This is a genomic window from Dehalobacter sp. MCB1, assembly GCF_003590275.1.
Lineage (GTDB): Bacteria > Bacillota > Desulfitobacteriia > Desulfitobacteriales > Syntrophobotulaceae > Dehalobacter.
In genome coordinates this window covers 110,842-124,309 of sequence record NZ_LXPC01000009.1, presented here as the reverse complement: position 1 = coordinate 124,309, position 13,468 = coordinate 110,842, and the positions used below count along the sequence as shown (strand labels likewise).

Annotated in this window: 14 protein-coding genes and 1 tRNA gene; 7 read left to right on the top strand and 8 right to left on the bottom strand. The window is 44.1% G+C overall.

Annotated features, from left to right (window positions below; genetic code table 11):
• Positions 1 to 9: 9 nt before the first annotated feature.
• Positions 10 to 1,257, bottom strand: coding sequence for a CdaR family protein (locus A7K50_RS06095; RefSeq protein ID WP_026156216.1), 1,248 nt, complete (start codon positions 1,255 to 1,257; stop codon positions 10 to 12).
• Positions 1,244 to 2,071, bottom strand: coding sequence for a diadenylate cyclase CdaA (gene cdaA, locus A7K50_RS06090; RefSeq protein ID WP_119775006.1), 828 nt, complete (start codon positions 2,069 to 2,071; stop codon positions 1,244 to 1,246). Before cdaA ends, A7K50_RS06095 begins: the two co-directional genes overlap by 14 nt.
• Positions 2,072 to 2,197: 126 nt before the next feature.
• Here cdaA and A7K50_RS06085 point away from each other — a divergent pair, with 126 nt between their 5' ends.
• The 6 genes from A7K50_RS06085 to A7K50_RS06065 all read left to right on the top strand — a co-directional run bounded on the left by A7K50_RS06085 (position 2,198) and on the right by A7K50_RS06065 (position 6,344).
• On the top strand, positions 2,198 to 2,521 hold the full coding sequence (locus tag A7K50_RS06085; RefSeq protein WP_020491165.1) for a nucleotide pyrophosphohydrolase: 324 nt from the start codon (positions 2,198 to 2,200) through the stop codon (positions 2,519 to 2,521).
• A 314-nt stretch (positions 2,522 to 2,835) separates the two neighbouring features.
• Complete coding sequence (locus A7K50_RS06080) at positions 2,836 to 3,030, top strand: hypothetical protein (RefSeq protein ID WP_015043826.1); 195 nt, start codon at positions 2,836 to 2,838, stop codon at positions 3,028 to 3,030.
• Positions 3,031 to 3,049: 19 nt separating this feature from the next.
• Positions 3,050 to 3,193, top strand: a complete 144-nt coding sequence (locus A7K50_RS14160; protein WP_020491167.1) for a hypothetical protein — start codon at positions 3,050 to 3,052, stop codon at positions 3,191 to 3,193.
• A 204-nt stretch (positions 3,194 to 3,397) separates the two neighbouring features.
• The gene (locus A7K50_RS06075; RefSeq protein WP_119775005.1) at positions 3,398 to 4,309 is read left to right on the top strand and encodes an alpha/beta hydrolase; all 912 of its coding nucleotides are present in this window, start codon (positions 3,398 to 3,400) and stop codon (positions 4,307 to 4,309) included.
• Positions 4,310 to 4,365: 56 nt separating this feature from the next.
• Positions 4,366 to 5,649, top strand: a complete 1,284-nt coding sequence (locus tag A7K50_RS06070) for a hypothetical protein (protein WP_119775004.1) — start codon at positions 4,366 to 4,368, stop codon at positions 5,647 to 5,649.
• A gap of 26 nt (positions 5,650 to 5,675) precedes the next feature.
• Positions 5,676 to 6,344: a DUF6320 domain-containing protein gene (locus A7K50_RS06065; RefSeq protein ID WP_119775003.1), complete on the top strand. Its 669-nt coding sequence runs from the start codon at positions 5,676 to 5,678 to the stop codon at positions 6,342 to 6,344.
• Between the two features lie 29 nt (positions 6,345 to 6,373).
• On the opposite strand, the gene hydF is transcribed toward A7K50_RS06065, so the two are convergent.
• The 5 genes from hydF to A7K50_RS06030 form a co-directional block, all read right to left on the bottom strand.
• The gene (gene hydF / locus A7K50_RS06060; RefSeq protein ID WP_119775002.1) at positions 6,374 to 7,621 is read right to left on the bottom strand and encodes a [FeFe] hydrogenase H-cluster maturation GTPase HydF; all 1,248 of its coding nucleotides are present in this window, start codon (positions 7,619 to 7,621) and stop codon (positions 6,374 to 6,376) included.
• A 279-nt stretch (positions 7,622 to 7,900) separates the two neighbouring features.
• A complete protein-coding gene (gene hydE / locus A7K50_RS06050; protein WP_119775001.1) occupies positions 7,901 to 8,989 on the bottom strand; it encodes a [FeFe] hydrogenase H-cluster radical SAM maturase HydE in 1,089 nt (362 codons plus the stop codon).
• 9 nt (positions 8,990 to 8,998) lie between these two features.
• Positions 8,999 to 10,450, bottom strand: coding sequence for a [FeFe] hydrogenase H-cluster radical SAM maturase HydG (hydG, locus tag A7K50_RS06045; RefSeq protein WP_119775061.1), 1,452 nt, complete (start codon positions 10,448 to 10,450; stop codon positions 8,999 to 9,001).
• 19 nt (positions 10,451 to 10,469) lie between these two features.
• On the bottom strand, positions 10,470 to 10,721 hold the full coding sequence (locus A7K50_RS06040; RefSeq protein ID WP_020491174.1) for a TM1266 family iron-only hydrogenase system putative regulator: 252 nt from the start codon (positions 10,719 to 10,721) through the stop codon (positions 10,470 to 10,472).
• A 1,205-nt stretch (positions 10,722 to 11,926) separates the two neighbouring features.
• Positions 11,927 to 12,001: transfer RNA gene (locus A7K50_RS06030), tRNA-Thr, on the bottom strand.
• 209 nt (positions 12,002 to 12,210) lie between these two features.
• Here A7K50_RS06030 and A7K50_RS06025 point away from each other — a divergent pair.
• Positions 12,211 to 12,930 carry a PrsW family glutamic-type intramembrane protease gene (locus A7K50_RS06025; protein ID WP_119775060.1) on the top strand — a complete coding sequence of 240 codons (720 nt, stop codon included), beginning with the start codon at positions 12,211 to 12,213 and terminating at the stop codon, positions 12,928 to 12,930.
• A 134-nt stretch (positions 12,931 to 13,064) separates the two neighbouring features.
• Here the strand turns inward: A7K50_RS06025 and A7K50_RS06020 are convergent, their stop codons facing one another.
• On the bottom strand, positions 13,065 to 13,298 hold the full coding sequence (locus A7K50_RS06020; RefSeq protein ID WP_119775000.1) for a DUF378 domain-containing protein: 234 nt from the start codon (positions 13,296 to 13,298) through the stop codon (positions 13,065 to 13,067).
• Between the last annotated feature and the right edge of the window lie 170 nt (positions 13,299 to 13,468).

Genomic DNA, 13,468 nt, shown 5'->3' with positions numbered 1-13,468 from the left:
TATCCAACTCTATTCTTTGTTATCTCCAGAAGCAGCTGCGCTTGCCTTCAGAACAAGCTGCACTTTGGGTACGCTCACCATGGTTACCCCGGAAGGAACTTCCCACAGCACCGTCGTATCGGAGTAAGTACCTTCCTTCAAACCTTTGGCATCTACCCAGGCAGAAATATCCCCCTGTTGCAGCGCCGCGAGGATATCCGGATACCCACTGACCTTGATATCAATGGGTGAGACGATATCTGCTGCCAGACCGTCGGGAATATTCTTGATCCCGACAGGTATCCCTTTGATGGTTTCATTCACAGCTTTGGCATCGACATAAACCATCACACTGATTTTCGTCCCTTGACTGAAGAACACTCCTTCCGGCAGCGTAATCGAATTCAGGGAAATATCAATCGCTTTGGTACTGGTGATGCCGCTGATATCAACGGTTCCAAGGTTTAAATATTGAATTGCCTTAAGCTTTTTCTCTGCCCCTACAAGCTTAATCTGCGATGGAAGCGGAGTCACGAGCCGTACTTCCATTCCATCTGCGGGTGTCCCCTTCGTCGCTACCCGGAGCGACACGGTCTTGCTCGCATTCCCTTTCGGGTAAACAGGCATGATCACTTCGACAGTATCAGGAAAGGCCTGCAGCGACTTGTAGTAAGGATCAGCTGCAAAAATCCCCTTGTTTTCAATATCCTCATAAGTAACAGGTCTAACGACACTTTTGCTTTCGGTGAGTCCGGTGAAATCAACGTTGACGATGACACTCTCCAGATTCGCCAAGATGGAGGCAGGTCCGCGCACGTTCACCACCGAGGGTGTGAACAGCATCTCTCCTGCCTCGTAGCCGGAAGCCGGTTCACCTGTAACATTTGCCTCAACCTTTACGATCTTGTCTTCGAGTTGGTCCAGCTTCAGTGTCACTGATTTCGGGCTGATTTCTTCAACTTTGACACCTTCGGGTGCATTAATTTGGACATCATACGTTGATTCTCCAGCCACAGCGTCTTTAAGGTCAACATAGGCAACCGGGTTGGTGCTGCTTTCCTGAGAAGAACTGTCGATCCGAATGGTAATTGTCGGAATCGGCGTTATGATCGCAATATTGGAGGGCTGGTTGTAAGCTACCAGCTGGACGGGAATAATATTTTTGTTAAAAAGTGTGGCGTTACTCTGACTGGTCAGCCACACCCAGAAGACAATCGCCAGGATGAGAGAAATCACTTTATATCCAAGGTTTCGCCGTAGAATATCACGTATTGGCATTGTTGTCACCTCTTCGGAACAGATTGTGCCCGGAAGCTTTTTCGACCAGGATCTCATTCTTCAAAAGATCCCGCAGGCTTTTTTCATCAAGGAAGCGGGTGAGCCTACCGTTTTTAGCCGTAGAAATGGCACCAGTTTCTTCAGATACAATGATAACCAGCGCATCTGATACCTCTGAAAGCCCTAGAGCAGCTCTATGTCTGGTCCCTAAATCCTTCTGCAGCCCGTTATCCTGGGTCAAAGGCAAAAAACAGCCTGCGGCCGCAACTCTATCCCCACGGATAATCACCGCACCGTCATGGAGCGGCGATTTTGGAATAAACAGATTGACCAAGAATTCTGAAGAGACAACTCCGTCAATTTTAACACCGGTCTCAACATATTCCTGAATCCCGGTCGTTTTTTCAAGGACGATCAGAGCGCCAATGCGACTTTGTGATAAAACCTGACTGCACCTGACAATTTCCTCGATCAGCTTCTTATATTCCTCAGGTCCGGTTGTCGCCGGGTGCATGGTAATAAACTTACCTCTGCCAATCTGTTCCAGGGTCCTTCTTAACTCAGGCTGAAAAACGACAGGCAGCGCAACAACCAACATGGTCCAGACATTGTCCACCATCCAGTTCAGCGTTGTAAGTCCAAGCTGTCTTGCAATCAAAGAAATGACCATAAACACAAAAAGACCCTTGATTAATTGGACGGCCCTTGTTCCTTTAATCAGCATAAGCAATTGATAGATAATGATCGCGACAACGACAATATCTACGAAATCTTTCCATTCAATCACTTGTGCAAATGTCTGCAGATATGCCACTGTCTCACTCCTTGAAAAATATATCAATGGATCATGATTCTACATTAATCCCTAAATTCCTTGCCCGACAGGAAAAATTCCCTTAAAATTGAGCTTATAATAAACTGCAAGGGAGTACTGTTTGCGATGGATATCAAAGATTGGCAAAAAGAAGTCGATAATTGGATTTCCCAATTCGAAGAAGGTTACTGGCAGCCCTCTTCGATGATGCTCCGGCTGATCGAAGAAGTTGGTGAGCTGGCCAGGGAGGTTAATCACCATTACGGAGAAAAACCCAAGAAACCGTCCGAGCAGGAAGGTGATCTTGCGCTGGAAATGGCCGACATTCTGTTTATCATCATATGTATGGCCAATTCGCTTCAGATAGACCTTGAAAAATCCTTTGAAGAAATGATGGAAAAATACCGTCTCCGGGATAGCAACCGCTGGGCCAGAAAACAGCCGGAATGACTAATCGGGCGTATTTACAACAAGTACCATTTTATACCTTTTTCTGTAATTAGTAAAATATTTTTTATTCATATCCAGTACTTGGCAAAATCTATTGACCATCAATATTTCATTATGCTAAAGTAGGCTGAAGAGATACATATTTAATTAGACTTGGCGCAAACTTATCTAATGCCCCTGGACGCAGGGGTATTTTTCTATTTAATATTAAAGTTTTTTATTAATTATTGTCAAAAAATTTCATTTGAAAAGCTAATAAAATTTTCTAATTTGGTTAAAGATAAAGACAGAATTTAATTTAGGAGGGAATGACGATGCGAGAAGGCTTGATACCAAGCGCATTAGGAACTGCAGTCACAGCAGCCGGTGTTGCCTTGAGGGTCAAAGATATGAAAAAAAATGGTATGAGCAAAAGAGAAGTATATCCCCTAATCAGTGCAGGGATTATCGGGTTTGGTCTGGCCCATATGATATTGGGCGGGATTGACTTATATGAACACCGCTTTTAATTTAAGGAGGTCTAAAACCGTGGACAATCTCATGCATATGGATTTTGCTCAACTTGATCAGAATCAGCTAAATCAGGTCAAACAAGCTGAATCAACCCTGAATTCTCAATACAAAGCAAACAATGAAGAACTGATTTTATTGGCTTTTAAAAGAAGCAAGTAAGAGCCAGCTGACCGCAAAAGTTGCCCAAAGAAAAGACCAGATAATACATGCTGTCTGGTATTTCTTTGGGTTATTTTGCTCCTATTTTCTTATTTTATGAATAATTTTTTTTGGGTTCGAATTCAATGGAATTCAAATCGCTATACTTGTGATTTTCGATTATAATGGAGTCAGGATAGGATAGCACGAAAGAGAGGTCGTTGAATGAAACGCTTCAAAAGAAGACTTTTAAAGGCACTTTCCTATCCGGATGTAAATATTAAGAAGACCTATAGGATCTACCGGAAAGTCCAAAAGGTTGTACATCCGTATTTTAAGCCGTTGTACCATTTATTGGATCATAAGATCATTGTTGGCTCAAGAGAAATCCCCGTGCGCATTTTTCGTCCTGAAAAGCAGGAAGTCTCCGGAGTTCTAATCTTCTTTCACGGCGGAGGATGGGTTACTGGAGATATTGATTCTTACACCCATGTCTGTGCCAAAATGACAAATCAGACCCATCATACGGTTATTTCCGTAGATTATCTTTTAGCGCCGGAGAACCCTTTCCCTGCCGGCATTGAGGAATGTTATCATGTTACCAGAGAGTTATTCTTACGGCATGATCTGCTGCAATGCAGCCCCAAGGATATTACCTTGATTGGGGACAGTGCGGGCGGTAATCTGGCAGCAGCCGTATCTTTGATGGCCAGAGACAGGGGCGAATTTCTGCCTACCCGTCAAATATTGATCTATCCCGCGACCTACATTGATCATAGCCCCAGTTCCCCATTTCCGTCTATTCGGGAAAATGGTACAGATTATATATTAACCGCCAAACGCATTCAGGATTATATGGATCTATATGTCCAAAGAGAAGAAGACCGCAACAACCCTTACGTAGCACCACTCTTAGCCAAAGATTTATCGAATCAGCCCCAGACACTGATTATCACGGCTGAATTTGATCCGCTCCGCGATGAGGGAGAGGCTTATGGAATACGTTTGAGGGAATCCGGCAACGACGTCAGGTTATACCGAATGAAAGACGCGGTTCATGGCTTCTTCTCGCTGGCATGGAACACAGAGCACCTCATTACATGCTATAAGGTGATCAATTCTTTTTTAGATGGCTAGTCATTATTAACCTTAATATTAAAGTTAACATAGTACGATATCAGAAAGGTGATCGAATGAGACAGCGAAAGAGCGTTGAGTGGACAAGACTGGATAATGCCTCTAAGATCTTTCCGGCAACATGCGGCAATAAAGACACGAAAGTATTCCGGCTGGCCTGTGAACTCTATGAAGCTGTAGATGCTGAAATATTACAGGAAGCCTTAAATATCACGATGGATTATTTTCCATTTTACAAATCCATTTTAAGGAAAGGTGTATTCTGGTATTATTTTCAGACCAGCGACCTGCATCCTGTAGTTGAAAGGGAGTCTGACCCAGTCTGTGCGCCGATTTATCTTGATGACAGAAAAAATTTGCTTTTCCGGGTGTCCTATTACCACAGCAGAATCAATGTGGAAATTTTTCATGCTTTATCTGACGGTACAGGGGCACTCTGGTTCATGAAAACTCTGGTCTATCATTATATCCGTCTGCGGCATAAGGAAGCCTTTGCGGACCAAATCCCTGAATTCAAGCCAAACGCCTCGATCAGCGAAAAAATGGATGACAGTTTCGGCAGGTATTTTGAAGGCCGGGATTTGGATATCCTGAAGTTGATGGATAACCCGAACAAGGTGAAATTGGTCCGGACTTATCATGTCCGCGGAACAAGGCTGGATGAAAACAGAGTAAAGGTAATTGAAGGTTCGATGTCTGTCAAGGCAGCTTTGGGATTAGCACATAAATACAATGTTACTTTGACTGTTTTTATTGCTGCCTTGTTTATTTATGCCCTACATAAAGAAAGGCCGGTACGCACGAAGAATGATCCTGTTGTTTTGTCCGTCCCGATTAACTTGCGGAATTTTTTTGAATCGGAAACAACCAGAAATTTTTTTAGTACGATGAATATTGGTTATGCCTTTGGCCAAGAAAGCTCCGATTTTCAAGACGTGATTCAAGGCGTAAGCGGGGACTTTCAGAAAGAGCTTACTGCAGAAAGCTTAAATCAACGCTTAAATCAATTAATGTCGATTGAAAAGAATCTTTTGACCCGGATTATTCCTTTGCCTTTCAAGGATTATTCCCTACGCTTTGCCAGCAAAATCGCTGACAGGGGGATCACTGCGGCGGTAACAAATATCGGTCAAATCTTGCTTCCAGAAGAGTTCAAACGCTATATTCGGCAGTTTAGTCTTTGCAGCAGCGCCAGAATGCCTCATATCAGCATATGCTCCTACAATGACAGGCTGTCTGTGAGTTTTAGTTCACCCTTCCAGGAGACTGAAATCCAACGAACTTTTTTTGAGTTCCTTTCGGAAAAAGGCATCGACATTGAGATTACAAGCAATCTTTAATTGAGTAAACAGAGAGGATCATTTTTATGCAATATTGCAGCCACTGCCAGGTCCGCATACGCGGTAATAAAAAGGATTGTCCCCTATGTGGAAATATTTTGCCGGGAGACAATGGTGCCTGCGGTCAGCAGGAAATTTATCCGGTGGTTCCTCCGTTCTATGAACGGCATCTGGCCCTGCGGATTATGATTTTTGTCTCTGTCGTTGCTCTGGTCGTCAGTTTTATGGTCTATGCGTTATTTCCCTCGACTATAAACTGGCCCGTTTTCGCTTTATTCGGTCTCATCAGCATGTGGTTGAGTTTAATTATCGTCATTAAGAAAAGACATCATATTACCAAGAATATCATGTGGCAGGTAACCATTTTATCTTTTCTTAGTGTTGTCTGGGACTGGGGAACCGGCTGGCGGGGCTGGTCCCTGGACTTTGTTGTTCCTATTTTGTTTGTTTCCGCCATGTTCGTGCTGTATGTAACGGCGAAAATTATGAAACTCAGGGCCAGGGATTACATCACTTATTTTTTGTTAGATGGCCTTCTCGGCATCATTCCGGTAATATTCCTCTTGTTTGACTGGATTCATGTACTATACCCTTCCGTAATCTCTGTTGCCATCAGCATCATATTCCTGTCTGCGATCCTGATCTTTCAAGGGGAAAATATCAAGGCAGAACTGGCCAAACGCATGCATATTTAACAAGGTTGTGGCCGGAGTCACGGGGATGCTTATTCAACCGGCTCAGTTTCTTCCAAAGCCAGACTTGCGGCGTGGAAGGGCCTTAATGCCCTTGGGAGAATGCCCATTATGTATGCGATCAATATTCCATAATTGGTGATTGATGTGCCACGTTCCCGTGCTTTTTCCACTCGGTACTGCATTTCCCTGCGGTTCAACATACAGCCGCCGCAGTGGATGATCACGGCATATCCGGAGATATCCTTTGGAAAACAGGCACCGCTTGCCCATTCAAATTCAATTCCCCCGCCCGCGATCTGGCGTATCCAGCGCGGGATTTTTACTTTACCGATGTCATCCGACTGACGGTGATGGGTACAACCCTCGACAATGAGAACCTTGTCCCCAGGAGCCAGCCTCTCAATACCCCTGACACCTCGTACCATTTCCGCGAGGTCCGCCTTTTGCCGTGCGAATAGAATTGAAAACGATGTCATGGGAATCTCAGGAGGGGTGTCCGCGGACACTTTAAGAAAGGCTTGTGAATCCGTAATCACGATAGTGGGGGGCGTGTTTAAACGTTCGAGCGTTAGCTTAAGCTCGTGCTCTTTTGTTATGACCGCTATCGCATCGCTTTCGATGATATCGCGGATCGTCTGTTGCTGAGGAAGTATCAGCCTGCCTTTGGGAGCCGACTTGTCGATGGGTGTCACGAGTACGGCAATGTCACCCGCGTGGATCAAATCGCTGACCAGCGCCGGTTCCGCATCCTCAAATCCAGAATTTGCAATGATTTGCTTTTTTATTTCATCAATCCCAAATCCGTTTATTGTGCTTGCGCATATCAGCGGGATCCCGGTAAGCTCTTTCAGCTTCTCAAGTTCGCCCGCGTCCAGCACTCCTTTGTCACATTTATTCAGTACGCAAACGGACGGGACCTTCCTTCGCTTGAGTTGTTCAATGAATTCCGCCTCAAACTCCGAGATTCCTAACTGCACATCAACGGCAACAATTGCGAGGTTGCATTTCCGCAGAACTTCATAGGTTTTCTCAACACGTAGCGCTCCAAGTCCGTCCACGTCATCGAGTCCCGCGGTATCAATCAATACGACCGGCCCGATCGGCAAAAGCTCCATGGCTTTGTAAACGGGGTCCGTCGTCGTCCCCGGCACATCGGAAGTAATCGCAATGTCCTGCCCGGTGATAGCGTTGATAAGAGAGGATTTCCCGGCATTCCGTTTTCCGAAAAGCCCTATAGCAAACCGGCTTGCCATAGGTGTTGCGTTCATATTTTCCATTGCCCTTTTCTCCTTTTCCATTGCGGCTCTAGGTGACGTAAGCCGTTCCGGTTTTAAAATTTCATCCAGCGTCTGTTTATCCATCAGACGTTGTTCTAAGACGATTTCCTCTACCGGTCTGCCTGTTTTTCGGCAGAGGGCGGCGACTTCTGATGCCTTATCCTAACCGATGTATCCGGTTAGGACCGTTGCCAGGGTGAAGCTACCATTCAGTTTTCGCAATGTCAATTCCATAATACGCGCCGTCACTGATTTGCATCTCACCCAGCATATCTTGTTCTATCCGCATGATGAATCCTTTCCCAAAAAGTCTATATAGTCCCCGCGTGAAAAATCAGGTATATAACCGACTGACGTAATACGCCGTGCAAGACAAGAAAGACACTCGGCCGCCTCTTCACCGATACAAATTTTGTGATCATATATGTCATAATCCTTGCGGTGCTTAACCGGGGAAAGATTAGGCATAACGACATTGGCGCCGGCTTTCAGACCTTTTTCACGCCCCAGAGGGTCAACTGTGCCGAGCGCTGTTGTAGCGGGCAGCAATGTTTTCGGCAACATAATCCGGATAAGCGACAACAAGGTCAAAGTCCGGCCGGAGGACGGCGTGCAGTAACCTCGAAACCTTGTATCTTTTTGTGGAATAAACGGACCGATGCCGATCATTTGGGGTTTCAGTTCCCTCAGAAACAGAAAATCCTCCGCCAGTGTATCGAAGGTCTGGAAAGGGGAATCTACCATAAAGCCGGCTCCGACCTGATAGCCGATCTCCTTTAGATGATATAGGCACTGTTTGCGATTTTTTAAGCTGAGTTCCGGCGGATGTAGTTTGACGTAATGGGACTGATCGGCCGTTTCATGACGCAAAAGGTACCGGTCAGCCCCAGCATCGAATAGGTGTTTATAGGAAGCGAAACTTCGCTCTCCTATTGAGAGGGTCACCGCACAATCCGAAAAAAACTCCTTGATCCCTGATATGATGTTGCACAGCCGCGCGTCTGTAAAATACTTATCCTCGCCGCTTTGCAGCACAAAGGTGCGAAAACCCAGATCATAGCCCGTCCGGCAGCAATCAAGAATTTCCTCCGGCGTCAAACGGTACCTTTTGACACTTCGGTTGCTTCTGCAAAGTCCGCAGTAGAAACAATCGTTCCTGCAAAAGCTGGAAAACTCGATCAGCCCCCGAAAGTAAACCTTTCTGCCATAATACTTTTCCCGCAGCTCATTTGCATAAGAGGACATCACCGACCATTCTTCTGCTGTTGCTTCCTCAAAAAAATACTGGATAATCTCGGAAAGTTCCTTTCTTCCGGCTGAATTCATCCATTTTGAGAATCCTTCCGGGTCTTTTAGACTTAAATCCATAGACTTCTCCTACAGGCGTAAATCACGTTCGCCGTTTTCCAGCCGCTTTAAATTCTCAAGTATCGTGTCGTAGACTGGATCGCCTTTAAACCGCTCGACATGCTGTTTGAGAACTTTTTCGCCTTTGGCCCTTGTTTCATCCGACGCATAGTCGAGCAGGTATTCCTTCAGCGTGAAAATCGCATTCGGTATGCAGTAGTTATGTACGAACCTGGATTTTGCGACCTTCATAAAATGTTCTCCCGTACGGCCTGCACGGTAGCATGCCGTGCAAAAAGAGGGGATAAACTGCATATCGCATATTTCGCCGACAACATCATCCAGTGCACGCGAATCAGCAATGGAGAACTGCTCTTTGTCGGGAAGCTGGTTTGCATCCTTGGACTGTGCATAAGCACCGACGCCAATGCGCGTTCCAGCATCGATCTGTGAAACCCCAAACGAGATTACCTCCCTACGCACTTTTTCCGGTTCACGTGCAGTACAAATCATGCCGGTATATGGGACGGACAGGCGCAAGACGGCAACAAGTTTTTTGAAGTCGCTGTCGCTGACCGCATACTCGGAGTGATCGGAGAATGGCGTACCGGTCGCCGGAGTGATTCTGGGGAATGAAATCGTGTGTGGTCCCACACCGTTGAATGTTTCCTCCAAATAAATGGTATGGTACAGAAGGCCCATGACTTCAAAACGCCAGTCGTACAGGCCGAATAAAACGCCGATCCCGTTGTCGTCGATACCGGCCTTCCGTGCCCTGTCCATACAGTAGAGTCTCCAACGGTAATGCCCCTTGATGGTCCCGGCCGGATGTATTTTACGATAAGTTTCATGGTGGTAGGTTTCCTGAAAAACCTGGAAGGTGCCAATGCCAACTTCTTTTAGTTTTTTCAATTCATCGACAGTGAGCGGCGCACAGTTAATGTTTGCACGGCGGATTTCACCGTGCTGTGTTTTTACGCTGTAGACTTTTCTGATCGTATCGCACATGAAATCCACTTCGGTTGCGGGAGATTCGCCATAAACGAGTACAGTACGTTTCTGGCCTTCCTCTATCATGATCCGCACTTCCTGCTCGATTTCATTCATACTAAGCGTCTTACGGTGCATCACCGTGTTGCTTGCGCGGAAACCACAATATTTGCAGTTGTTCGCGCATTCATCGCTGATATAAAGCGGCGCGAAAAACACGATACGGTCTCCGTAAACCTCTTCTTTCAGCTGATGGGCCAGTTCATACATCTCCTGTATCGTATCCTCATCCTTGTTTTGGATAAGAATCGCTGTTTCCTCCGGCTCGAGCCGTACACACTGCTCCGCTTTTTTTAACACGCGCCGCACGTCTTCTCTAGATGGGTTGTGCCATTTATTCAGCTGTTCCCATATCTTGTCGTCGTCAATAAAATCATGCTCAAGCTTGTCGTACTCCTCGAATTCCTTTTGATATTTATCGAGAAAATTCATATTTTGCGTACCTTTCAAATTACTTATTGCTTTTTGTAATCATGGATTTAACGGACGCGCCGGAGACCCGGCCCAGTTTGCCGGTCAGCGCACTGATTTCATCATTACTGCCGTCGACAATCAGTGAGATGACCGATACGCCCCGTTCTCCGTAGGGAATTCCCATCCGTCCGACGACCAGTCCGGCATATTCATGCAGAATCGCATTGATATGCTCCACACAAGAGAGATCTTCAACCACAATACCAATAATACCAATTCTTTTGTTCATAGGTTTGACCTCCTTCTAAAATCAAAAACTCCCTTTCCGCAAGCCACGGAAAGGGAGCAAAACGGCAAAAAAAGAAAACACACATGCCGGATGAGCGCCTTTCCACTCGGATATACCTTGCGGTCGGGTAAAAAAACGAGCCTTGTATCTCCAGACAAACGAGTTGAGGGCAGATACATTGCAAATTCAATTTAAGTTAAAATTTATCACGTATTTTTTAGGTTGTCAAGACAGTTCTAGGGTATGGTTCTATGCATTATTCCGTCCTTTTTGCATTGACTACATTAAACCAAAATGTTTCTAATGTATACTATGCTTATCCAAATGAAGGATTACCACTTTCACAGGAAACTCTATCTATAAATATATTAGTAAAGGGCTGCAAAATGATAATCAGAAAAAATGGATTTACAAAAGACGATCTATGTCTTATGTTGAGCGAAACTACTACAAAAATTGTACAGAATATTGAAGATCGATGCGGGAAACTAAAGTCCTTCGATTTGAACTTCAATTTTGAGAAGTCACAATACCGGCTCACTGATCGGGACATAGGAGCATTCCGAAGCAGGAGCCAAAAGGATGACATTTAGAATAAATTCGTATATTAAAAAAGCATCTATATGTTCCTCTTACTGCTTATTTTAGCAATTAGTAAAATAGCTACCTGAATTAGAATGCAGACTAAGCGATCAATAATTACGAAATGCTTGGCGAAATCAAAATATAGGCAAAACAATTCTCAAAAATTATCCTTCTGTAAACGTTTTAGTTAAAGTTTATCTCAATTAGCTGAGTGTAAGGGTTTCCATTTTCGTGGCAATATATAGTAGTAGACATATATTAAGGGCGGAATCCCTAGATAGATATTTGGGGTTTCGTCCTTTTGGTATATATTTTCATTTTTTGCATAAAACTACGTTTATTTCCTATTCCTTATGTTATAATTTTTACTGTTGTCAAAATATTTAAATGGTATATCCATTTAAATATATAGCCATCAGAACACGTTCCGTAGAAAATCAAAAGAAAAGGCAGCCTAAAAAATCAATGGCCACCTCAAAAAAAGAGAACAACTTCAGAAAAAGAGACAGTGTTGCAACGATAAAAGTTGTGTTGCAACGCTGTTGCAACGAAAGGGTGAAAATAAAATGGTTTACACAAAGCAAAAACACCGCAAACCCTTGCGGTGTCTTGTTTTTTCGTGGAGCCGATGGTCGGAATCGAACCGACGACCTGCTCATTACGAGTGAGCTGCTCTACCCCTGAGCCACATCGGCATGTTTGGTAACCCATAAGCTTTAACAGTATAACATAAGAAAAAAAATTTGTTAAGGGTAAATTAATTAAAATGTGGGAAAATGAGAAAATTTTATAAAGAATGTTTAATGCTCCGGCTGCAAATAATAAAGCTTAACATATTCAGGCTGCTTACATGTCGATGATGTACTTCACAGGAGATAAACTTACAAAAAAGGATGTGGTCTTTTTGCTATTAGATCTGCGAATATTGGTAATTGCACTTACTCCGGTCATTGCTCTAGCCCTGGCAGTCTATTATACCGACCGTTTCGATAAAGAGCCTTTGTATCTTCTTATAAAAGTTTTTATTCTAGGAGCGCTGGCAGTCATCCCGATCGTGCTGTTTGAAAAATTTCTGACATCCGTGAACATCTTTACCGGGATAGCGGCAGCTTTTTTCAATGCCTTTGTCGTTGCGGGACTGACCGAAGAATATTTCAAAAGGGCAGTCGTCCTGCGAACAGTCTATCGGAATCCGGCGTTTGATGAAAAACTAGACGGAATTGTCTATGCCGTATTTGCCGCGCTTGGCTTCGCAACAGTCGAGAACATCATGTATGTCCTTATAAACTTTTCAGCCAACCCGTATGTAGGCCTTTCCAGAGGAATATTCTCAGTGCCGACCCACGTATTGCTCGGTGTGACGATGGGTTACTACCTTTCCCTGGCGAAGTTCTCCAACCATCCTCATCTTGAGAGAACTTACCTCAGAAAATCCTTATATGTTCCTATCCTACTTCACGGTTTTTTTGACTTTATTCTGATGTCGGAAATTCCGATTCTGCTTACGCTGTTTTTACCGTATATCATTTACCTGTGGACGGTTAATCTCAGGAAACTTAACAGGTATTACAAAGAATCGAGGGAAAAATATCAAAAAATTCCTACCCGACAACCCATCGAATAAAAAAACATTTTAGTCGACTTGCTATTATTTTAATGCTAAATGTATCATCCAACGCAAAGCAGGCAAAAGGAACCGATTATCACGGTTCCTTTGCTCTAGAGCTGTGCTGGACTTATTGAGTAATTTGGGACTCGTTAAGGATTATGCTGGATCCTTCTTTCTCTCTCATATTCGCGATTCGGTACGAATAAAAGTGTGATGCAATACAGGCCGCTGAGTCCGACCAGCGCATAGACGATTCTCGGTGGGAGCGGACTGATCCCCCCGAGGAGGGCATTGACAAGATCAAATTGGAAAAAGCCAATCATTCCCCAGTTAATGGCCCCGATGATAATAATTGCAAGGGCAATCTTCTGCCAGATATTCATGTACAACCTCCTTAAAAAGTTAATTATTAATAGGATGTCGTTAAAATGTAAAATTTATACATCAAAACATTAATTTACGTTTTAGAAACAATCATTTATAATAATCTAGGACTTGTGTTTTATTTTAATAAAAGGAACAAGGGGCAAAAAATGTAGCCAAAAAGGAGTAT